General features: G+C 72.7%; 18 protein-coding genes. 16 read left to right on the top strand and 2 right to left on the bottom strand.

Annotated features, from left to right (window positions below):
* Nucleotides 1–54: 54 nt before the first annotated feature.
* Nucleotides 55–690, bottom strand: coding sequence for a TetR/AcrR family transcriptional regulator (locus ACFWRV_RS11715; protein ID WP_384331975.1), 636 nt, complete (start codon nt 688–690; stop codon nt 55–57).
* Between the two features lie 197 nt (nt 691–887).
* Here ACFWRV_RS11715 and ACFWRV_RS11710 point away from each other — a divergent pair, with 197 nt between their 5' ends.
* The 11 genes from ACFWRV_RS11710 (at nt 888) to ACFWRV_RS11660 (ending at nt 13,799) form a co-directional block, all read left to right on the top strand.
* Nucleotides 888–2,600: a serine/threonine-protein kinase gene (locus ACFWRV_RS11710; protein WP_384331972.1), complete on the top strand. Its 1,713-nt coding sequence runs from the start codon at nt 888–890 to the stop codon at nt 2,598–2,600.
* Nucleotides 2,601–2,701: 101 nt separating this feature from the next.
* Nucleotides 2,702–3,283 carry a TetR/AcrR family transcriptional regulator gene (locus tag ACFWRV_RS11705; RefSeq protein ID WP_384331969.1) on the top strand — a complete coding sequence of 194 codons (582 nt, stop codon included), beginning with the start codon at nt 2,702–2,704 and terminating at the stop codon, nt 3,281–3,283.
* Nucleotides 3,284–3,498: 215 nt separating this feature from the next.
* Nucleotides 3,499–4,209: an urease subunit gamma gene (gene ureA / locus ACFWRV_RS11700; protein WP_384331966.1), complete on the top strand. Its 711-nt coding sequence runs from the start codon at nt 3,499–3,501 to the stop codon at nt 4,207–4,209.
* The gene (locus ACFWRV_RS11695) at nt 4,206–5,954 is read left to right on the top strand and encodes an urease subunit alpha (RefSeq protein WP_384331963.1); all 1,749 of its coding nucleotides are present in this window, start codon (nt 4,206–4,208) and stop codon (nt 5,952–5,954) included. Before ureA ends, ACFWRV_RS11695 begins: the two co-directional genes overlap by 4 nt.
* An 85-nt stretch (nt 5,955–6,039) precedes the next feature.
* Nucleotides 6,040–7,146: an agmatine/peptidylarginine deiminase gene (locus ACFWRV_RS11690; protein WP_384331960.1), complete on the top strand. Its 1,107-nt coding sequence runs from the start codon at nt 6,040–6,042 to the stop codon at nt 7,144–7,146.
* A gap of 70 nt (nt 7,147–7,216) precedes the next feature.
* Nucleotides 7,217–8,884, top strand: a complete 1,668-nt coding sequence (locus ACFWRV_RS11685; protein WP_384331957.1) for an ABC transporter substrate-binding protein — start codon at nt 7,217–7,219, stop codon at nt 8,882–8,884.
* Nucleotides 8,881–9,840 (top strand): ABC transporter permease, encoded by a 960-nt coding sequence (locus tag ACFWRV_RS11680; protein ID WP_384331955.1) that lies wholly within the window; start codon nt 8,881–8,883, stop codon nt 9,838–9,840. Before ACFWRV_RS11685 ends, ACFWRV_RS11680 begins: the two co-directional genes overlap by 4 nt.
* Entirely contained in the window at nt 9,837–10,697 is an 861-nt protein-coding gene (locus ACFWRV_RS11675) for an ABC transporter permease (RefSeq protein WP_384331951.1), read from the top strand. Before ACFWRV_RS11680 ends, ACFWRV_RS11675 begins: the two co-directional genes overlap by 4 nt.
* Entirely contained in the window at nt 10,694–11,782 is a 1,089-nt protein-coding gene (locus ACFWRV_RS11670) for an ABC transporter ATP-binding protein (protein ID WP_384331948.1), read from the top strand. Before ACFWRV_RS11675 ends, ACFWRV_RS11670 begins: the two co-directional genes overlap by 4 nt.
* The gene (locus tag ACFWRV_RS11665; RefSeq protein ID WP_384331944.1) at nt 11,775–12,572 is read left to right on the top strand and encodes an ABC transporter ATP-binding protein; all 798 of its coding nucleotides are present in this window, start codon (nt 11,775–11,777) and stop codon (nt 12,570–12,572) included. Before ACFWRV_RS11670 ends, ACFWRV_RS11665 begins: the two co-directional genes overlap by 8 nt.
* A gap of 69 nt (nt 12,573–12,641) precedes the next feature.
* Entirely contained in the window at nt 12,642–13,799 is a 1,158-nt protein-coding gene (locus ACFWRV_RS11660) for an agmatine/peptidylarginine deiminase (protein WP_384331941.1), read from the top strand.
* A gap of 70 nt (nt 13,800–13,869) precedes the next feature.
* Here ACFWRV_RS11660 and ACFWRV_RS11655 read toward each other — a convergent pair whose 3' ends face one another.
* On the bottom strand, nt 13,870–14,523 hold the full coding sequence (locus ACFWRV_RS11655) for a TetR/AcrR family transcriptional regulator (protein ID WP_384331938.1): 654 nt from the start codon (nt 14,521–14,523) through the stop codon (nt 13,870–13,872).
* Nucleotides 14,524–14,656: 133 nt separating this feature from the next.
* Between ACFWRV_RS11655 and ACFWRV_RS11650 the strand changes: the two genes are divergently transcribed.
* The 5 genes from ACFWRV_RS11650 to ACFWRV_RS11630 are packed head-to-tail and all read left to right on the top strand — an operon-like array spanning nt 14,657 to nt 20,268.
* Nucleotides 14,657–16,054, top strand: coding sequence for an MFS transporter (locus ACFWRV_RS11650; protein WP_384331935.1), 1,398 nt, complete (start codon nt 14,657–14,659; stop codon nt 16,052–16,054).
* On the top strand, nt 16,051–17,304 hold the full coding sequence (locus ACFWRV_RS11645) for an FAD-dependent monooxygenase (RefSeq protein WP_384331931.1): 1,254 nt from the start codon (nt 16,051–16,053) through the stop codon (nt 17,302–17,304). Before ACFWRV_RS11650 ends, ACFWRV_RS11645 begins: the two co-directional genes overlap by 4 nt.
* Before the next feature lie 39 nt (nt 17,305–17,343).
* Nucleotides 17,344–18,504 carry an NAD(P)/FAD-dependent oxidoreductase gene (locus ACFWRV_RS11640; RefSeq protein ID WP_384332090.1) on the top strand — a complete coding sequence of 387 codons (1,161 nt, stop codon included), beginning with the start codon at nt 17,344–17,346 and terminating at the stop codon, nt 18,502–18,504.
* Nucleotides 18,501–18,782 carry a (2Fe-2S)-binding protein gene (locus tag ACFWRV_RS11635; RefSeq protein WP_384331928.1) on the top strand — a complete coding sequence of 94 codons (282 nt, stop codon included), beginning with the start codon at nt 18,501–18,503 and terminating at the stop codon, nt 18,780–18,782. The genes ACFWRV_RS11640 and ACFWRV_RS11635 overlap by 4 nt, the downstream gene beginning before the upstream one ends.
* Nucleotides 18,775–20,268: an NAD(P)/FAD-dependent oxidoreductase gene (locus ACFWRV_RS11630; RefSeq protein ID WP_384331925.1), complete on the top strand. Its 1,494-nt coding sequence runs from the start codon at nt 18,775–18,777 to the stop codon at nt 20,266–20,268. The genes ACFWRV_RS11635 and ACFWRV_RS11630 overlap by 8 nt, the downstream gene beginning before the upstream one ends.
* Nucleotides 20,269–20,270: the final 2 nt, after the last annotated feature.

Below are 20,270 nucleotides of genomic sequence, written 5' to 3'. Positions count from 1 at the left end.
GTGAGCTGCGTCCGCCGGTTCGGTGCTGGGAGTACTCTGACACTGACTGAAAAGTCAGTCAAGGTTGGTTCGGCTCGACGGCGTGTCCTCGGCCTCGTCCGGCCCGGCCGCGCGCCGGGCGAGGCAGGCCACCTCCACCCCGATTCCCTCGCGCATCGCGGCGCGGGCGTCCGGCAGGGGCAGGATGCCGCAGAGCCACCGGGCGCTGAGGCCCTCCAGCAGTGCGGTCAGCCGCTCGGCGGAGGCGACGAGCGCCGATTCCGGCGCCGTCGGCCGGACCTCGCCCAGCTGGTCGGCCACCTCCCGGATCCAGATCACGCTCGCGAGGGCCAGTTCGCTCCGCAGCTCCGTCTCGAACACGGCGCTCGCGCGCAGTTCGCCCCAGGCGGTGCTGTTCTCCCGTACGTGGGGGAGGTCCTGGAGTTCCAGCAGGAGTGCCTGCTCCAGCCTCCGGAGCGGACCGGCCGGCGCGTCCGCGGCCGACTGCTCGGCGGTGTACCGCTCGGCGCGGTTGTTGACGAAGGCCAGGGTCCGCCGGAGCAGGCCGGCGCGGTCGTCGAAGTGGTAATAGATCAGCGCCTTGGAGACGCCGGCCTCCTCCGCCAGCTCCTCCACCCTTAGTCCCCGTACGCCGCGGCGTGCGATGACGGTCGCCGCCGCTTCGAGAATGGCCGTCCTGCGGTCGCTCAACGCGTGCTCCTCCTGATGGGGCGCCCTCGTGGGGCGCCGGTCGACGCCGATGGCGTGTTGACTGAAACTTTAGTCAAGTGCACGATCGTCCGACGGGCCAGGTGTGCTCGTGTCCCGCCACGGACGCCGCCCCGCCCATCCCGTCCGACCCTTCCCGCCCCCGTCCCCCTGTTCCGCCTCGCCGAAAGAGTCAGCGCATGTCCACTCAGCCTCCCGGGACGCACCCGGTCCGCACGGCGCTGTCGGCCGAAGACCCTCAGGAGATCGGCGGCTACCGTCTCCACGCCCGGCTCGGCTCCGGGGGCATGGGCGTGGTCTACCTCGCCCACACCCGGGGCGGGCGTCCCATCGCTCTCAAGGTGGTGCGGGAGGACTTCGCGGCGGACCCCGGATTCCGTCTGCGGTTCGCCGACGAGGTCGCCAGCGCTCGGCGTATCCACGGACTGTTCACCGCTCAGGTGATCGATTCCGGGGTGAACGATCCGGTCCCGTGGCTCGCCACCACCTACGTCCCCGGCCCGTCCCTGGAGCAGGCCGTCCAGCGCCACGGCCCGCTCCCGCCGCGTACGGTGCTGCTGCTCGTCGCCGGGATCGCCGAGGCGCTGCAGGCCATCCACGGTGCGGGTGTCGTCCACCGGGACCTCAAGCCCGCCAACGTCCTGCTCGCCGAGGACGGTCCGCGCGTCATCGACTTCGGCATCGCCCGTGCCGCCGACGCCGCCCACCTCACCGGCACCGGCGTGCGCATCGGCACCGCTGCCTACATGGCGCCCGAACAGGCCATGGGCCTGCCCGTGACCCCGGCCGCCGACGTCTTCGCGCTCGGCGCGCTCGCCGCCTACGTGGCCGGTGGAGCGCCGCCCTTCGGGCCCGGGCCCGAGTCGGCCACCCTGTACCGGGTGGCGCACGAGCCGCCCGACCTCTCCCGGGTGGTGCCCGACCTGCGCGATCTGCTGTGGGGCTGCCTGGCCAAAGAGCCGGAGCTGCGCCCGGCGCCGGACGACCTCATCGCGGCCGTACACGCTCACGCCCGCGTCGCCCCGTCCGTCGGGTTCACCCCCGGCTGGCTTCCCCCGGGCCTGTACGGGGAGATCGGGCAGCGCGACGAGCACGGGCCGCCCACCCCTGTGCACCTGGCGCCCACCCGGGCCCGGCCGACGCCCACCCGGGCGCAGTTCACGCCTGCCGCGGAGGCGGCGCGTGACCCGTACCTTCCGGCTGCGACCGGCGACGTCCCGGCAGCGACCGGCGAGGCGTCCGCCGGCTCGGGTGCCGGTGCCGGTGCGGGTCGGGGTGCCGGTGCCGACCCGGACGCGCGACGTCCTCGCAGGAGGCGACGGGTCCGGGTCGCCCTGGTGGGGGCGGCCTGTGGGCTCGCCCTGGTGGCGGTCGTCGCCGTACCGCACTTCCGCGACCGTCCGGACCGAGCCGACGCGCACTCCTCGCAAGCTCCGCCGCCACCGGGCCCGCGGACCCCCGTACCGGATCCGCCGGCCTCCTCCGCCGCGTCGACGCCGCCGCCTCCCGCCCGGTACACGCCGGCCTACGCGGACGCCGAACTGACCGCCCCCGACGAGAGTTACGAATTCGATCTCTGGGCCGGGGAAGTGGTCCCCGCCGAGACGTCGTCCTGGTATCTGGCCCGGAGCGGGAACGCGTTCGTCCTGCCGGAGGACAGCGACGCCTTCGTCGGGGCCGGGTACGTCCTCGGTCCGGCGGACTGCGAGCGGGGCATCGAGACGGAACCGGTCACGGAACTGCTCCTCGATGACCTCGCCGACGAGCGCCCCTTCTGCGTCCGGAGCCCGGACGGGGAGGAGATCGTGATCGTCCGGCTCGTGCACGCCGAGGCGGAGGAGGACGACGGCCCCGTCACGGTCGTTCTCAGCCACTACACCCGGGGCGGCTGACCAGCCCCGCGGCGTTACTGGGCCCGGTTGCCGCCGTCCGCCTCCCGCCGGCGGCCGACCGGGCGCGGGAGACGCCGGTCGGCCCGATAGGGTTGGTCGTCATGGCGTCCCGCAATACCCGGATTCTCGAAGCGGCCGCGCGGGTGATCGCCCGACGCGGTGTCCGCGGCCTGCGTGTGGAGGAACTCGCGGCCGAAGCGGGTGTGTCCACGGGGCTGATCTACTACCACTTCAAGGACCGCACCGGGATCCTGCGCCACACGCTGGAGTTCATCAACGACCGGGCGGAGCGTTACACGAACGCCCGGGACCCGGACGCGCCGCCTCTCGGCCCGCGCGAGGAGCTCCAGCAGGTCCTGCTGCTGGAGTTGCAGGACTCCGAAGAGGTCCGCGAGAACAGCGCGGCCTGGGGCGAGCTGCGGGCGAGCGCCGTCTTCGACCCTGCCCTGCGCGAGGATCTGGCCCGCGCCACGCTCGTCTGGGTGCAGGAGGTGGCGGCGCTGCTGGGTCAGGTGCGGCCGATGGCGCCTGCCGCGAAGCTGGCCGCCGCAGCCGAACGGCTCACGGCGCTGCTGGAGGGGCTGAGCATGCGCTGGCTCAGCGGCGGGGTCGGGATCGACCATGCGAGGGCCCTCATGGAGAGCGGCATCGCCGCGGAACTGGCCGGCCTGGAACAGCGGTAGAGGGCTCCCTCTCCCTTCCTTTCTCATCTCTTTTCTCGTCGCGCCTCAACTATTGACTGAATTTTCAGCCAGTGCCACAGTGAGGGCCATCGAGGACCCGCTGAGCCTTCTGAGAGCTGCGCGTGGATCGACCTCGAACGACCCCCCCGGAGGAAGAGCGTGTTCCTGACAGTGGTGATCCGTATACGGGCCCAAGCGGTCCGGCAGAGGCCGTCATGCCGCTGACGCCCACGGAGCGGGACCGGCTGCTGCTGTTCACCGCGGCGGAGCTGGCCCGCGCCCGCCGTGCGCGAGGTCTGCGCCTCAACGTCCCCGAAGCGACCGCGCTGATCGCGGACACGGTGTGCGAGGCGGCCCGTGACGGGCACCGGCTGGCCACCGCGCTGGAGCGGGGCCGCTCCGTCCTGACCCCCGACGACATCCTCCCCGGGGTCGCGGACGTCGTCACCGAGATCCACGTCGAGGCCGTCTTCGAGGACGGCACCCGGCTCGCGGTCGTCAGTGACCCCTTCGGCGGAGGCCACTCGGGCGAGGCCGCCCCCGGCGCCGTGCTGCCCGGCCCGGCCCACGCCGTTCCCGAGCCGGACCTGGTGCTCATCGTGCGCAACACGGCGCCGGTGCCGATCAGCGTGACGTCCCACTTCCACTTCTTCGAGGCGAACCCGCGCCTGAGCTTCGACCGCGCCGCCGCGTACGGCATGAGGCTCGCCGCCCCGGCGGGCGCGTCGACCCGGTTCGACGCCGGAAGCGCGGTCGAGGTCGGCCTCGTACCGATGGGGGGAGCGCGCACGGCGATCGGCTTCGCCGGCCTCGTCGACGGTCGCCTCGACGCCCCCGGCGCCAAGGAGGAGGCCCTGCGCCGGGCCGCCGCCCGCGGGTACCTCGGTGCCGCCGAGGCGCCCGGACCGTCGGGAGCGACCCGATGAGCAGACCCTCCCGGCACAGCGACCACTGCGCGCCCGGCGGCCGGCACATCGACCCGCAGGAGTACGCCGCCGTCCACGGCCCCCGCGCGGGCGACCGGGTCAGGCTCGGCGACTCCGGGCTCGTGGTGCGCGTCGAGTCCGACAGCCAGCGGCCCGGTGACGAGTTCCTCGCCGGTTTCGGGAAGACCGCGCGCGACGGCCTGCACCTCAAGGCCGCCGCGGTGTCCGAGACCTGCGACGTGGTGATCAGCAACGTCCTGGTCATCGACGCGGTGCAGGGCATCCGCAAGGTGTCCGTCGGCATCCGTCAGGGCCGCATCCACGCGATCGGCCGCGCGGGGAACCCGGACACGCTCGACGGTGTGGACATCGTCGTCGGCACCGGCACGACGATCGTTTCGGGGGAGGGGCTGATCGCCACCGCGGGCGCCGTCGACACCCACGTACACCTGCTCTCGCCCCGGATCATGGAGGCGTCCCTCGCGTCCGGTGTCACGACGGTCATCGGCCAGGAGATCGGTCCCGCCTGGGGCGTCGGCGTCAATTCGCCCTGGGCGCTGAAGCACGCTTTCAACGCTTTCGACGCCTGGCCGGTCAACATCGGTTTTCTGGCGCGGGGTTCGTCCTCCGACCCCGCCCCCCTGGTGGAGGCGCTGGCCGAAGGCGGAGCCTGCGGTTTCAAGGTCCACGAGGACATGGGGGCCCACACCCGGGCCCTGGACACCGCCCTGCGGGTCGCCGACGAGCACGACGTCCAGGTCGCCCTGCACAGCGACGGCCTCAACGAGTGCCTCACCGTCGAGGACACCCTCAGCGTGCTGGAGGGCCGGACCATCCACGCCTTCCACATCGAGGGCTGCGGAGGCGGGCACGTCCCCAACGTCCTCAAGATGGCCGGAGTGCCGAACGTCATCGGCTCCTCCACCAACCCGACCCTGCCGTTCGGGCGGGACGCGATCGACGAGCACTACGGCATGATCGTCTCCGTCCACGCGCTGAAGACGGACCTGCCCGGAGACGCGGCCCTGGCCCGGGACCGGATCCGGGCCGGGACCATGGGCGCGGAGGACGTACTCCACGACCTCGGCGCGATCGCCATCACCTCCTCCGACGCGCAGGGCATGGGCCGGGCCGGGGAGACGATCCGGCGCACCTTCGCCATGGCGGGCAAGATGAAGGCCGAACTGGGCCCCATGGACGGCGACGGTCCGCACGACGACAACGCCCGGGTGCTCCGCTACATCGCCAAGCTGACCATCAACCCCGCCATCGCCCACGGGCTCGCTCATGAGATCGGCTCCATCGAGGTCGGCAAGATGGCCGACATCGTGCTCTGGCGTCCCGCGTTCTTCGGCGCGAAGCCGCAGATGGTCCTGAAGAACGGCTTTCCCGCCTACGGAGTGACCGGCGACCCCAACGCGGCGAACGACGCCTGCGAACCGCTCGTGCTCGGGCCGCTGTTCGGGGCCCACGGGGCTGCGCCGGCGGATCTCTCGGTGGCCTTCGTCAGCCGCGCCGCCGCCGAATCGGGATCGTCCGGCCGGCCTCACGACGCGATGGCGACGCGCCGGCGGCGGGTGGCCGTGCGCGGCACACGCGGCATCGGCCCGGCGGACATGATCGCCAACAGACGTACGGGGGAGGTCCAGGTCGACGCGCGCGACGGCCTGGTCACGCTGGACGGGGAGCCCCTGCGTTCGGAGCCGGCCGACAAGGTCTCCCTCAGCCGCCTCTATTTCCTCTGAGTCCCTCCCTCCTCTCTCTTGCCTTCAATGTTGACTGAATTTTCAGTTAATGCGTCGATGTTGATCACCACAGAGAACAGAGTCGATGTTGATCACCACAGAGAACAGAAACGAGTCCGACATGATCGCACCGTTCCGTATGCCCGCCGAGTGGTCCGAGCACGAGGGGTGCCTGATGGCCTGGCCCACGCGCACCGACCTGTGGGGCGATGTCCTCGACACCGTGAAGGGCGAGTACGCGGCCGTGGCCCGGGCGGTCGCCGCGTTCGAGCCCGTCACCATGGTCGCGCCCCCGGGCTGCGGCGACGACGCCCGTACGTGGTGCGGGGACGGCGTCACCGTCATCGAACTGCCCCTCGACGACTCGTGGTTCCGTGACAGCGCCCCGCTGTTCGTCCTCGACGGCAGCGGCCGCCGGGCGGGCGTCGACTTCCGGTTCAACGCCTGGGGCGGGAAACACGCGCCCTTCGACGCCGACGACCGCGTCAGCGGCCTGCTGCTCGAACACCTGGCGGTCGAGCGCATCCACTCCGACATGATCCTCGAAGGCGGAGCGATCACCGTGGACGGCGAGGGGACGCTGATCACCACCGAACAGTGCCTGCTCCACCCGAACCGGAATCCCGGCATGAGCCGGGCGGACATCGAGGCCGAGCTGAAGGCCCGGCTCGGCGTCACCAAGGTGATCTGGCTTCCGTACGGAGGACTCCTCGACACCGAGACCGACGGCCATGTCGACGGCGTCTGCGCCTTCGCGGCCCCCGGCACGGTCGTCGTCTCGCTCCCCGAGGACCCCGCGCACCCCGACCACGCCCGGATGCGGGCCAACCGGGCCGTACTGGAGGTCACGACCGACGCCCAGGGCCGGCCGCTGACGATCATCGACATCCCGCAGACCGCGGGCGCCGGCATCGCCGGAACCGAGGTCGAGGTGTCGTACCTGAACTTCTACCTCGCCAACGGCGGTGTGATCGTCCCGGTGGCCGGCGCCCCGCAGGACGAGGCCGCCCTCCAGGTGATCGCCGAGGCGTATCCCGGCCGCAAGGTCGTCGGAGTGGCGGCGCCCGCGATCGCGTACGGCGGTGGCGGCGTCCACTGCATCACCCAGCAGATCCCCGCCGCCCAGCAGTCTCCTGCCGCCCAGCGACCCCCGACCGCCCAGCGGACCCCCGCCTCGGACCCCACAGCGTGAGTCCCTCCACCGTCCGGCCGTTGGACCGGCCGCCCCGCCCATCCCTGTGCCGCGCGGAAAGAGTGCCACGATGACGATTCCACCCCGGCTCCGCCCCGGCGGACGCCGCCGCGGCCGGTACGGCCGGTTCACCGCGGTGACCGGCGCCCTGTCCGCCCTCGCGGTGCTGGCGGCCTGTTCCGGACCGCCGAACGGCACGTCGGACTCCTCCGGCAGCTTCTTCACGCTGTCGCCCGGCACGCCCGGGGCCGCCGGGCCGATCGACTCGTTCAGCTGGGCGGTGTACGCCGAACCGCCCACGCTGGACTACACCGTGGCCTTCGACTACCCGCAGAACACGATCCTGTCCAACGTCTGCGAGAGCCTGATGCGCTGGACCCCGGGTCTCACGGTCGAGCCGGGCCTGGCCCGCAAGGAGTCGCACCCCGACCCGACCACCTGGGTCTACGACCTCCGCGAAGGCGTCCGTTTCCACGACGGCCGGACGATGTCGGCCGACGACGTGGTCCACAGCCTCGGGCGGCAACGGAACCCGGACAACGCCGCCGCCTGGGCCCAGGTCTTCCGGAACGTCACCGCCATCACCAGGACCGGCCCGCTCCAGGTCACGGTGAAGCTGAAGAAGCCCGACTCCCAGTTCCCGCAGTACATGGCGACGGCAGCGGGCGTCGTGGCCTCGAAGGCAGGTGTGGAGAAAGCCGGCCGGGACTACGGAACCACCGGCGGCCTCGCCTGCTCCGGCCCGTTCGAACTCGGCGCCTGGCACAAGGGCCAGTCGGTCGAACTCGACCGGTTCGACGCCTACTGGGGGACCGGGGCGAAGGCGGACAAGGTGGAGTTCCGCTTCCTGACCGACCCGTCGGCCCGGACCAACGCCCTGCTCAGCGGCGAGGTCGACGGCGGATATCTGATCCCCACCGAGAGCTATGCCCGTCTCAGCAGGAGCGTCACGGGCACCCTCTACTTCGGCGAGGGCCTCAGCACGGTCAACGTCAACATCACCAACCTGAAAGGTCCGCTCGGCGACGTCCGCGTACGCCGGGCGCTGTCCCTGGCGCTGGACCGGTCCGGGTTCGTCAAGGCCGGACTGGGCGAGGCGGGCAGCGCCACCACCTCGCTCACCACGCGCGCCGCCTGGGCCCGGGCGTCGGACCCGACCCGGAAGGCGGCGTTCGCCGGACTGCCCCCGACCGAGCCGGACCTCGAAAAGGCCAGGGCGCTGGTCAAGGAGGCCGGCGCGTCCGGCGCCACACTGACCGTGGCCACCAGCTCCATCGGCCAGGACGTCTCCCTCCTGGCGACCGCCGTGCAGGCGGCGGGCACACAGATCGGCCTCGACATCCGGCTCAGGTCCATCGCCCCCAACGCCTTCACCGCCCTGTTCACCGACCCGGGCGCACGCGAGGGCATCGACATGTTCCCGCTCACCTACTACAACTCCGTCACCGACCCGCTGGACCTGCTGGCCAACTTCAGGACCGGCGCCTACCTCAACTTCGCCGGATACAGCGACAGGCGCTACGACCAACTCGTCGACCGGGCCACCGCCGCCCACGACCCCGAGCGGCGCATGGAGATCGAGACGAAGCTCCAGCACCACGCCGCCGGCCGCCTGCTGTGGATCCCGGTCGCCGAATGGCCCACCTCCGTGTTCCTCAACCGGCGGATCACCGGCGCCCCCACCACCATCGCGTACCTGTACTACCCGTGGGCGGCCGATGTGGGGGCCGCACCGTGAACCTCCTGAGATTCGCCGTACGACGGGTGGCGGAAATGGCCGCCACCCTCCTCGCCGCCTCGTTCGTCGTGTTCGGCGCGATGTACCTGGCCCCCGGCAGCCCGGCGAGCTTTCTGCTCACGGGCCGGTCGGCCTCGCCCGAAGCCGTCGCCGCGATCAACGCGCAGTACCACCTCGACGATCCCTTCGCCGTCCGTTACCTCCGCTGGCTCGGCGACATGGCGCAGGGCGACTTCGGCCGCTCCCTCACCTACCGCACCGACGTCTCCCGCCTGATCGCCGACCGCCTCCCCACCACTCTGCTGCTGATCGCCATGGCGCTGACCGTGGTCGTGACCATCGGCCTGCTCCTCGGCCGGATCGCCGCCGTACGCGGCGGCGCCACCGACACGGCCGTCCTGATCAGCACCACGGTCGCCGTCGGCACACCGTCGTTCGTCGCGGCCGTCCTGCTGCAGGGGCTGTTCGCCGTCAAGCTCGGCTGGTTCCCCAGCAGCGGGGCCGGTGACGGCTTCCTCGACACCCTGTGGCATCTCACCCTCCCCGCCGTGGCCCTCGCCCTGTACCTGATCGGCATGCTCGCCCGGGTCACCCGGTCCGCCATGCTCGAAGCCCTCGGCGCCGAGCACGTCACCGTCGCCCGCAGTCGCGGGGTGCCCGAGCGGCACGTGATCCGCCGTCATGTGATGCGCAACGCGCTGGGCACCGTGCTGACCACCGGCGGCCTGATCGTCTCGACGCTGCTCGTCTGCACGATCCTCGTGGAGACCGCGTTCAGCATCGGCGGCATCGGCCAGCTCCTCGAACTCGCCACCAGCACCAAGGACTTCCCCACCGTGCAGGCCATCTCCCTGATCGTCGTGGCGCTGTTCATGACGGTGAACCTCGTCGTCGACCTGCTGCTCCCGGTGGTCGACCCGCGGATCACTCTCGGCGCGAGGGGGGCATCGGCATGACCGCCACCCTCACGCGCCGACCCGGACTCGCCAAGGTCCGCTCCGCGTCAGCCCGTTCACCGCTCAACGTGCTCTGTCTGGGCGTGGCCGTGCTCGTCGTCCTCGCCGCGCTGTTCGCCCCCTGGCTGGCCCCCTACGACCCCAACGCGGTCGACCTCGGCGACGCCCTCGCCGGCACCGGCGGCGACCACCCCCTGGGCGCCGACACCGCGGGCCGGGACACCCTGTCCCGGCTCCTCATCGGTGCCCGTGCCTCGCTGCTGGGCCCGCTCGGCGTCGTGGCCTTCTCCACCGTCCTCGGCGTCGCCGTCGGCATGGCCGCGGCCTGGCGGGGCGGCTGGCTCGACTCCGTGCTCTCCCGCGGCACGGAGCTCGTCTTCGCCTTCCCCGGCCTGCTGCTGGCGATCCTCATCATCTCCGTCTACGGGGAGGGGCTGCTCGCCCCCGTCATCGCCCTGGCCGTGGCGTACCTGCCCTACGTCAGCCGGCTCACCCGTTCCCTCGTCCTCGCCGAACGCGAACGCCCCTACGTCAGCGCCTACCAGGTCCAGGGCCACGCCCCGCTCGCCATCTGCGTGCGCCACATCCTGCCCAACATCGCCCCGGTCGTCCTCGCCCAGGCCACCATCAACTTCGGCTACGCGCTGATGGACCTCGCCGGTCTCTCCTTCCTCGGACTCGGCGTGCCTCCGCTCACCCCCGACTGGGGCCGCATGGTCTTCGACGGGCAGACCGCCATCCAGCACGGATACCCCCTGTCCGCGGTCCTGCCGTGCGTCCTGATCGTGCTGACCGTCGTCGCGTTCAACGTGGTCGGCGAGCACTGGGCCGACCGTGTCGCCAGGAGAACCCCATGACCACGACGACGTACGCACTCGACATCCACGGGCTGCGCATCACCCTGCCCGGCACCGCGCGGCCCGTGCTCGACGGCGTGGACCTGACCGTGGCGGCGGGCGAGACCGTGGCCCTCGTCGGCGAGTCGGGCTCCGGGAAGACCCTCACCTCCCGCAGCGCCCTGCGCCTCCTTCCGCCCGGCGCGCTCGTCGAGGGCAGGGTGGCCGTCGCCGGCGACGACGTCCTCGCCATGAACGCCGAGCGGGTGCGCGCCCTGCGCACGGGAGAGGCCGCCATGATCTTCCAGGACCCGCGGGCGGCCATCAACCCGCTGCGCCGCATCGGCGACTTCCTCACCGAAGGCGTCGTCCTGCCCAAGGTCATGAGCCGGGCCGACGCGACCGCCCGTGCGACCGAGCTCCTGCACGCCGTGGGCGTGGAGGACTCCGTCCTGGACAGGTACCCGGGCCAGGTGTCCGGCGGCATGCTCCAGCGCGTCATGATCGCCGGGGCCCTCATGGGCGACCCGGCCCTGCTGCTCGCGGACGAGCCGACCACGGCGCTCGACGTCACCACCCAGGCCGAGGTCGTCGCCCTTCTCGCCCGGCTCCAGCGGCGATTCGAAACGGGACTCCTGTTCGTCACCCACGACCTCGACCTGGCCGCCACCCTCAGCGACCGCGTCTATGTCATGTACGCCGGACGGATCGTCGAGAGCGGCCCCGCACACGAGCTGTTCGCCCACCCCCGTCACCCCTACACGGCGGCGCTGCTCGCCTCCACACCCCGGCTCGACGCTCCCGCCGGCCGCCTCGCGGCCATCGACGGCCAGCCGCCCGACCTGCGGACGACCCTGACCGGCTGTTCCTTCGCCGCGCGCTGCCGGCTGGCCACGGAAGCCTGCGACCAGCAGGAGCCGGACCTCCGGTCGATCCCGGACCGCCCCGGACACCGGGCCGCCTGCCATCACAGCGACCGCCTCGGAGGGATGGAAGGACCTGCGGCCCTCCCCGTCCCCGAAGTACCCGAAGCCCCCGAAGCCCCCGAAGTCCCAGAAGCCCACGAAGGACGTGAAGGCCTCGAAGGGAGAGCCGCTGATGTCTGAGCCCGTGCTCCAGGCCGTGAACCTCACCCGCGCCTACGGAACCGTACGAGCCGTGGACGGGGTGTCCTTCGCCCTGCCCCGAGGCGGATCCCTCGGCATCGTGGGCGAATCCGGCTCCGGCAAGACCACCACCGCCCGGATCGTCGTGGGCCTGGAGCAGGCCGACTCCGGTGAGGTCGTCGTGGGCGGAAAGCGCCGACCGGCGGCGGTACGCGGGCGGGCCGGGCGGCTGGCCCGCGCACGCGAGGTACAGATGGTCTTCCAGGACCCCTATCTCTCCCTCGACCCGAGAACATCCGTCGAAACGGTCCTGCGCGAGACCCTGCGGCTGCACTTCCCCGACCGGGACCCCACGCACCGCGTGCGCGAACTCCTCGGCCACGTGGGCCTCGCCACGCGGGCGGCCGACGCGCGGCCCGGGCAGCTGTCCGGCGGTCAGCGCCAGCGGGTCGCGATCGCGCGTGCCCTCGCGGTGGAGCCCGCCGTCCTGGTCCTGGACGAGGCCGTCGCCGCCCTCGACGTGTCCGTCCAGGCGCAGATCCTCAACCTCCTCGCCGACATCCGCGAACAGACCGGTATCGGCTACCTCTTCATCACCCACGACCTGGGCGTGGTCCGCTGCGTCACCGACGACGTCATCGTGATGCGCCACGGGCGGGTCATCGAGGCGGGCGTCACCGCAGACGTGCTCACCGCGCCCCGCCACCCCTACACCCGACTGCTCCTGGACTCCGTGCCGCACCCCGGCTGGGACCCGGAACAGATCGCCGCCGCCCGAAGGGCTCTGTGACAGCCGGTCACCGAGCCTTCCCCGCAAACCGCCCGCCCTCCCTCGCGGGCAGACCACAGGAGGCATCACGTGAGCACCGACACCCACCGCACCCCTGCGAGGCCCGGGCCGAACCGGCGCAGATTCCTGACCGCCGCCGGGCTGACCGCCGCGGGCGCGGCCCTGGCCGCCGTCCAGAGCCGGGCGGGCGCGGCACCGGCCCGCCGCCCCGCCGCCGGCGCCTTCCGCGTCCCCGTGGAGGACGTCCGCCACACCCGTACGTGGATGGCCTGGCCCGACAGCACCGCGATCTGGAGCAGCGGAGGCCTCGCCGGCATCCAGGCCGACATCGCGCTGATCGCCCGCACCATCGCCCGGTACGAGCCGGTCGTCATGTGCGCCAACTCCGCGAGCGCGGCCAAGGCGCGCTCGCTGTGCGGCACGTCGGTGACGGTCATCAGCTCCATCCCCGTCGACGACTGCTGGATGCGGGACACCGGCCCGGTGTTCCGCACCGACGGGGCCGGCGGCCTCGACGCGGTGGGCCTCAACTTCAACGGCTGGGGCAACAAGCAGACCCATCGCAAGGACGCGCGCGTCGCCGGACACATCGCCTCGTACGTCGGCGTCCCGTTCACCTCCGCCGACTTCGTCGGCGAGGGCGGCGCCATCGAACAGGACGGCGCGGGCACCCTGATGGCGACCCGCAGCAGCCTGCTCAACCGCAACCGCAACCCCGGCATGTCCGAGCGGACGCTGACGGCCGAGATGTGCGAGGCGTACGGCGCGTCCAAGGTCATCTGGTTCGACGGGGTCTACGGGCAGGACATCACCGACAACCACGTCGACGCCACGTCACGCTTCCTCGCGCCGGGCGAGGCCCTCGTCCAGATGCCCCTCGCGACCGACAACGACGCCTATGCCAAGGACGCCCGGCAGCAGCACCGCATCCTCACCGGGTCGACGACCGCCGGTGGCGGCCCGATGGACGTCCTGCAACTCCAGGGACCGGACTACGAGAGGATCCGCTCCACCCACCCGGACTTCCTCGCCTCGTACGCGAACTACTACCTGTGCAACGACGCCGTCATCTGCGCCCACTTCGGCGACTCCCGCGCGGACGCGGCGGCGAAGGCCACGCTGGCCCGGCTCTACCCGGACCGCGTGATCGAGCAGCTGAACATCGACCGCCTCGGCACGGGCGGCGGCGGCATCCACTGCGTCACCCAGCAGCAGCCGGTGCCGTAGGGCGTGCCGTTGCGGCGGCGGACCGGGCTCCGGCGGGCGGCCCCGCCGGAGCCCGGCCGGCGGGCCGACGTCAGGCGGTGCCGCTCGCGCCCCGACCGGCCCGGTAGGCCCGCAGGAAGGTCCGTACTCCCTCGACGACGAGCGGCCGTACCCGGGTGTCCTGCGCTGCGTTCGCGGAGCCGAGCCGGTCCAGTGCGACGCCGAAGGTCAGCGCGAGGAACTGGTCGGCCGCCAGCCGGGGGTCGGGGACGTCGAGCAGCCCGGCCTCGGCGAAGGCGGCGAACCGATCGGCGATCGCCTCGTCGGGGGTGTCGGCCATGGAGTTGTAGTCCCGGTGCGGCAGGTGGTCCGACTCCGTCCTGAGCAGCCGTTGCAGCGTCGCGTACTCCGCCGAGCCGAGCATGTCGGTCGCGATGCGCATCGAGAACGTGACCAGTCCGTCCTCCAGGTCCTCGGCGTCCGTCAGCCCGGTGAGGGTGTCGTCGAGGGTGCGCCGGATCGTGGTGATCAGTGACTGGCCGACGGAGTCGACGACCGCCCGCAGCAGCGTCCGCTTGTCGCCGAAGTAGTCGTAGACCGTCCGCTTGGAGACCTCGGCCCGGGCGGCGACCGCGTCGACGCTGGACCGGTCGAAGCCGTCGGCGAGGAAGAGTTCCCGGGCCGCGGTGAGGATCGCGGCCCGCTTCTGTGCGGACCCCTCGCGCAGGGTCTTGGTGGTCGGCATGGGCTCATCCTAACGGAACTACACTGCACGGTGTAGTGTAGTTCTGGCTCGATGCGCGCCGTGCCCGTAGAGCCGTGTGCGGCCGCACCCTCCTGCCGGCCCCTCCTGCCGGGCCGCGACGGAAAGGACGTCCATGACCACAACTCACGCTCCCGCGCTCCCGATCGGGAAGGCGGCCGTCGGGGCCCTCGGTGCGCTGGCGGTCGCCACCGGGGCCCTGGAATCGGTCGTGACGCCGACGCTCCCGCTCCTGCAGCGCGAGCTGGACATGAGCCCCGCCGAAGGGGCGTTGCTCAGCATCGTGCTCCTGGTCACCGGTGCGCTCGTCACGCCGATCGCGGGCAAGTTAGGCGACCGCTACGGCGGAAAACGGGTCGTGGTCCGGCTGATGGCGGTGGTCTGCGCCGGTGGTCTGGTCTCCGCCCTGGCGCCGAACCTGCCGGTGCTGCTGCTCGGTCAGGTGCTGCAGGGGGCGATGGTGGGGGCGCTGCCCCTGTCGTTCATCCTCGTACGCGAACACCTTCCCGCCGCGGAGTCCAAGGTGGCCATCGGGTTGGTCAGCGGGCTGTTCGTGGGAGGCGCCATGGCGGGCACGCTGGCGGCCGGGCCCGTCGCCGAAGGACTGTCCCGGCACTGGATGTTCGCGCTGCCGACGTTCGCCGTGATCGGGGCCACGGTGCTGGTGAACCGGCTGATGCCGCACGATCCGCCGCGCCGGCCGGACGGCACCGGGATCGACTGGCCCGGCCTGGTCCTCCTCAGCGGAACGCTGGTCACGCTCATGCTGGTCCTCGGCCTGGCGTCCGACCTCGTCGCGCAGCCCCTCGCGCTCGTCGCGCTCATCGTGCTGCTGGCCGCTTTCGGGACCGGCTGGGTGGCCGTCGAGCGCCGTGCGCCCTCGCCGATGGTCGATCTGCGGATGCTGACCCGGCCCGCCGTGGGCACGTCGTGCGTGCTGACGTTCCTGATCTGCGTCGGCACCTCGGCGGCGACCTATCTCGTCCCGCAACTCTTCGCGGTCCCCGCCGACGCGTACGGATTCGGGGCGAGCGCCACCGAGATCGGCTTCTTCCTGCTGCCCGGTGCTCTCGCCGCGTCGCTGGCCGGGCCGATCAGCGGAATCGGGGTGCGGCGTCTCGGCCCGCGCGCCGTGGTCACCGCCGGGGTCCTCGCCCTGACCGCCGGCCTGCTCGGCCTGGCGGCCGTGCACACCGAGATCTGGCACCTCGTCGCCGGCAAGGCGCTGGTCGGGCTCGCCAACGGGCTGTGCGTCACGGCGATGGTGACCAGCACCGCCACCTCCGTCGACCGCGGTGACACCGGCATCGCCACCGGTCTGGTCCTGGTGACCCGCGTGATCGGCTTCGCCGTGGGCGTGCAGGTCACCGGGGCGATCCTCACCGCCGGAACCCCTTCCGGGTCGAAGATCCCGGCCGAATCGGCCTTCGTCACCGGCCTGGTCCTGGCCGCCGCCGTCACGGCGCTGTCCCTGCTCGTCCTTCGCACCATGAGCAAAGGAGTCAAGGAATGACCCGCACCGATCAGTTCAGGGATGTCCCCGCCGGTCCCCGGCGTACGGTCCTGATATCCGGGGCCAGTATCGCGGGACCCGCCCTCGCGTTCTGGCTGAACCGTTACGGATTCGCCGTCACGGTGGTCGAGAAGGCGGGCGCGCTCCGCGACGGCGGCTACCCCATCGACGTACGCGGCACCGCGCTCGACGTCGTCCGGAGGATGGGAATCCTGCCGCGACTGCGGGACGCCCACATCGACCTGCGCCGGCTGACCTTCCTCGCCGAGGACGGGGCCCAGCTGGCCTCGATCGCCCCGCACGCCGTCACCGGCGGTGTCGAGGGAACGGACCTGGAGGTGCGGCGCGGGGCCCTGGCCGGTGCTCTTCACGCGGCGGTCCGTGACGATGTGGAGTTCCTGTTCGACGACTCCATCGACACCCTCGACCAGCACCCTCGCGGGGTCGACGTCACCTTCCGCGGGGGCGGCCGGCGGACGTTCGACCTGGTGATCGGCGCGGACGGACTGCACTCCCACACCCGCGGGCTCGTGTTCGGCCCGGAGGAGAGCTTCCACCGGTATCTCGGATACTGCTTCGCCGGGTTCACCCTGCCCAACACCTTCGGGCTCGATCACGAGACCACGATGTGGAACGCCCCCGGCCGGGCAGCGGTGTTGTACGCCGTGGGGGACGGCGACGACGTGCACGGCTTCCTGAACTTCGCGCGCCCGGAGGCGCCGTTGGGGGCCTTCCGCGACCCGGAAGCCCAACGGGACCTGGTCGCGGAGGTCTTCGCCGACGCCGGGTGGGAGGTCCCGGGCATGCTCGCGGCCCTGCGCGAGGCGGACGACCTGTTCTTCGACGTGGTCAGCCAGATCCGCATGCCCCGCTGGTCCAGCGGCCGGGTCGCGCTGGTGGGCGACGCCGCGTACGCGCCCTCGTTCCTGACCGGCCAGGGGTCCAGCCTCGCGCTCGTCGGCGCGTACATGCTGGCCGGTTCCCTGGCGTCGGAACGGGACCACACCGCGGCTTTCACCGCCTACGAACGCGACAGCCGTGCGTTCGTGACGCTCAATCAGGACCTGGTCGGCACGGGTGACGCCCTGCTCTTCCCGACCACCGCCCGGGCCCTGGAGGAGCGCAACACCCTGCTGCGCGATCTCGTCGCCATGCCCCCGGCCGCGGAGGGGCGGCCGGCCCATTCGGCCCTCGTCCTGCCCGAGTTCACCCCGTCGGCGGCATTGTCCTCGGGCCATGCCGATGTATAGCTTGGGCGATGGCATGTGACATTGCACCTGGGGGTGGCGATGGAAGTCGTGGTCATCGGCGCGGGCATCGTGGGCGCGGCCTGCGCCTTTCACGCCGCCTGCGCCGGTCTCGACGTCACGGTGCTCGACCGGGGCCCCGTCGGCGCGGGCACCACCAGCCGGGGCGAGGGCAACATCCTCCTCTCCGACAAGGAGCCCGGCCCGGAACTGGAGCTGGCCCGGCTCAGCCGCGATCTCTGGGACGAGGCGAGCGAGGAACTCGGCCCACACGCGGTTGAGTTCGAGAACAAGGGCGGCCTGGTCGTCGCGAGCACACCCGAAGGCCTCACCGCCCTGCACGCGTTCGCCGCACGCCAGGCGGCGGCCGGCGTCCGGACCGAACCCGTCGAGCGCGTCGGCGCGTTCGAACCGCACATCGCGCCCGGCCTCCCCGGCGGCGTCCACTACCCGCAGGACGCCCAGGTACAGCCCGTCCTCGCGGCGGCCGGACTGCTCCGGGCCGCCGTCCGGCGCGGCGCCCGGGTGCGTACCGGCGAGGCCGTCGCCGCGGTCACCGCAACCGACGGACGGATCAGCGGAGTTCGCACCGCCGACGGCACGGTGCTGCCCGCAGACGCCGTGGTCAACGCGGCCGGTACGTGGGGCGGCGAGGTCGGCCGCCGCCTCGGCGCCCCCGTCGAGATCCTGCCGCGAAGGGGTTTCGTCCTCGTCACCGAACCACTGCCGCCGATGATCCGGCACAAGGTCTACTCCGCCGACTACGTCGCCAACGTCGCCTCCAGCGACGAGGGTCTTGAGACCTCGTGCGTCGTCGAAGGCACCCGCGCGGGCACCATCCTGATCGGCGCCAGCCGCGAACGCGTCGGCTTCGACACCGCGATGAACCCGGCCGTGGTGACCCGGCTCGCCGCGCAGGCGTGCCGCCTCTTCCCGTTCCTGCGGGACGTCCACCTGATCCGCGCCTACCGCGGCTTCAGGCCGTACTGCCCCGATCACCTGCCGGTCGTCGGCCCCGACCCCCGCGTCCCCGGCGTCCTCCACGCGTGCGGCCACGAGGGCGCGGGCATCGGCCTCGCCCCCGGCACCGGCGCCCTGATCACCGCTCATCTGCTCGGCCGGCCCTGGCGCGGCGCCGATCCGGGCGCCCACACCGGCCTCCTGCCCGACCGACTCCTCACCACCGGAGGTGTGCCGACGTGACCGAGGCTCCCGACGTGAGGGCGGCGACCGTGGTCACCGTGGACGGCGAACCGTTGCCGTTCGTCGCCGGACAGACCCTGGCCGCCGCGTTCGTCGCCGCGGGGCGGGTCGCCTGGCGGACCACCCGGGGCGGACAGCGGCCCCGAGGCGTCTTCTGCGGGATCGGCGTCTGTTACGACTGCCTGGTGACCGTCGACGGAAGGGGCGGGCAGCGCGCCTGCCTGGTGCGGGCCCGCGCGGGCATGGCCGTCACGACCGGGGAGGGCGACGATGAGTGAGCCCCCGGACTTCGGTGCGCTGCGTGAGTCCGGCGACCTCGTGGTGGTGGGCGCGGGACCGGCCGGTATGGCGGCCGCCGCCACCGCCCTGGACGGCGGGCTTCGGGTCCTCCTCGTCGACTCGGGCCCCGCCCCGGGCGGCCAGTTCTGGCGCCACCCCCCGGACCACGCGCGCGAGGCCGTCCCCACCGAGGACCTGCACCACGACCTGCGCACCTACCGGGCCCTCCGCACCGCCCTGGCCGCCCACGAGCGCACCGGACGGCTCACGCTGCTGCTCGACCACTCCGTGTGGACCACGGCCCGCGAGGCGGACGGCTTCACCGTCCACGCCGTGGACCGCGGCCGGGCCCCCGAGGAGCGTGCCGTCGTGCTGCGCGCACCGGCCCTGCTGGTGGCGACCGGCGCCTACGACCGCCAACTCCCCTTCCCCGGCTGGGACCTGCCCGGCGTGCTCACCGCCGGCGGGCTCCAGACGCTGCTCAAGGGCGGGGGAGTGGTCGCCGGCCGCCGGGTGGTCCTCGGCGGCACGGGCCCCTTCCTGCTGCCCGTCGCCGCCGCCCTCGCCGCACGCGGGGCCGAGGTCGTCGCGGTGTGCGAGGCGGCCGCGCCCTCGGCCTGGCTGCGCAGCCCCGTACCGCTGCTGCGCAACCCCGCCAAGTGGGCCGAAGCAGCCCGGTACGCGGGCGCCCTCGCCCGGCACCGCATCCCGGTCCGCACCCGTACCGCGATCGTCGGCGCCGAAGCAGGAGCCGAAGCAGGAGCCGAAGGACAGGAGGGGCGGGTCGCCGTCGTGCGTACCGCATCCCTGGACGCCGACGGGACACCGCTCCCGGATACGGAACGCCGGACCGAGGCCGACACCGTGGGCGTCGGCTGGGGCTTCGTCCCCCAGCTCGACCTGCTGCTCCCGCTCGGCTGCGATCTCGTCGACGCGGGCGACGGCACGATGGCCGCCGAGGTCGACGACGGACAGCGCACCACGGTGCCGGGCCTCTACGCGGCGGGGGAGGCCTGCGGTGTGGGCGGGGCCGCCCTCGCGGTGAGCGAAGGCCGGGTCGCCGCCGTCTCCGTGCTCACCGACCTCTCCGCGCCGGGCCTGCCGGGCATGCGACGCCTCGCCGCGGAACGCCGGGCGGTGGCCCGGCACCGCGCCTTCGCCCGGGCCCTGGCGCAGGCGCATCCCCTGCCGCCGGCCTGGCCGGCCTGGCTGACCGACGACACCACGGTCTGCCGGTGCGAAGAGGTCACCGCGGGGGCGGTCCGCTCCGCCCGCGCCCACGGCTCGGCAGCCGACCACCGGCAGGTCAAACAGCTGACCAGGGCGGGCATGGGCTGGTGCCAGGGCCGGATGTGCGGACCCGCCGTGCACTGCCTCGTCTCCGCCCGCGACGAGCCGTACACCCCCGCCGAACGGCTGATCGCGACCCCCGTCACCCTCGGCGCGCTCGCCGATTCCGGCGAGCCCCCTGCCGATCACACCTGAGG

This window comes from Streptomyces sp. NPDC058576 (assembly GCF_042718715.1).
Taxonomy (GTDB): domain Bacteria; phylum Actinomycetota; class Actinomycetes; order Streptomycetales; family Streptomycetaceae; genus Streptomyces.
This window is presented reverse-complemented; position numbering and strand designations above follow the sequence as displayed.

Bases quoted from the DNA above. Each gene is read 5' to 3' on its own strand.
- ACFWRV_RS11685 (WP_384331957.1), top strand. From the start codon at position 7,217: ATGACGATTCCACCCCGGCTCCGCCCCGGCGGACGCCGCCGCGGCCGG.
- ACFWRV_RS11645 (WP_384331931.1), top strand. From the start codon at position 16,051: ATGACCCGCACCGATCAGTTCAGGGATGTCCCCGCCGGTCCCCGGCGT.
- ACFWRV_RS11710 (WP_384331972.1), top strand. From the start codon at position 888: ATGTCCACTCAGCCTCCCGGGACGCACCCGGTCCGCACGGCGCTGTCG.
- ACFWRV_RS11630 (WP_384331925.1), top strand. From the start codon at position 18,775: ATGAGTGAGCCCCCGGACTTCGGTGCGCTGCGTGAGTCCGGCGACCTC.
- ACFWRV_RS11670 (WP_384331948.1), top strand. From the start codon at position 10,694: ATGACCACGACGACGTACGCACTCGACATCCACGGGCTGCGCATCACC.
- ACFWRV_RS11675 (WP_384331951.1), top strand. From the start codon at position 9,837: ATGACCGCCACCCTCACGCGCCGACCCGGACTCGCCAAGGTCCGCTCC.
- ACFWRV_RS11650 (WP_384331935.1), top strand. From the start codon at position 14,657: ATGACCACAACTCACGCTCCCGCGCTCCCGATCGGGAAGGCGGCCGTC.
- ACFWRV_RS11665 (WP_384331944.1), top strand. From the start codon at position 11,775: ATGTCTGAGCCCGTGCTCCAGGCCGTGAACCTCACCCGCGCCTACGGA.
- ACFWRV_RS11695 (WP_384331963.1), top strand. From the start codon at position 4,206: ATGAGCAGACCCTCCCGGCACAGCGACCACTGCGCGCCCGGCGGCCGG.
- ACFWRV_RS11705 (WP_384331969.1), top strand. From the start codon at position 2,702: ATGGCGTCCCGCAATACCCGGATTCTCGAAGCGGCCGCGCGGGTGATC.
- ACFWRV_RS11690 (WP_384331960.1), top strand. From the start codon at position 6,040: ATGTTGATCACCACAGAGAACAGAAACGAGTCCGACATGATCGCACCG.
- ureA (WP_384331966.1), top strand. From the start codon at position 3,499: ATGCCGCTGACGCCCACGGAGCGGGACCGGCTGCTGCTGTTCACCGCG.
- ACFWRV_RS11640 (WP_384332090.1), top strand. From the start codon at position 17,344: ATGGAAGTCGTGGTCATCGGCGCGGGCATCGTGGGCGCGGCCTGCGCC.
- ACFWRV_RS11655 (WP_384331938.1), bottom strand. From the start codon at position 14,523: ATGCCGACCACCAAGACCCTGCGCGAGGGGTCCGCACAGAAGCGGGCC.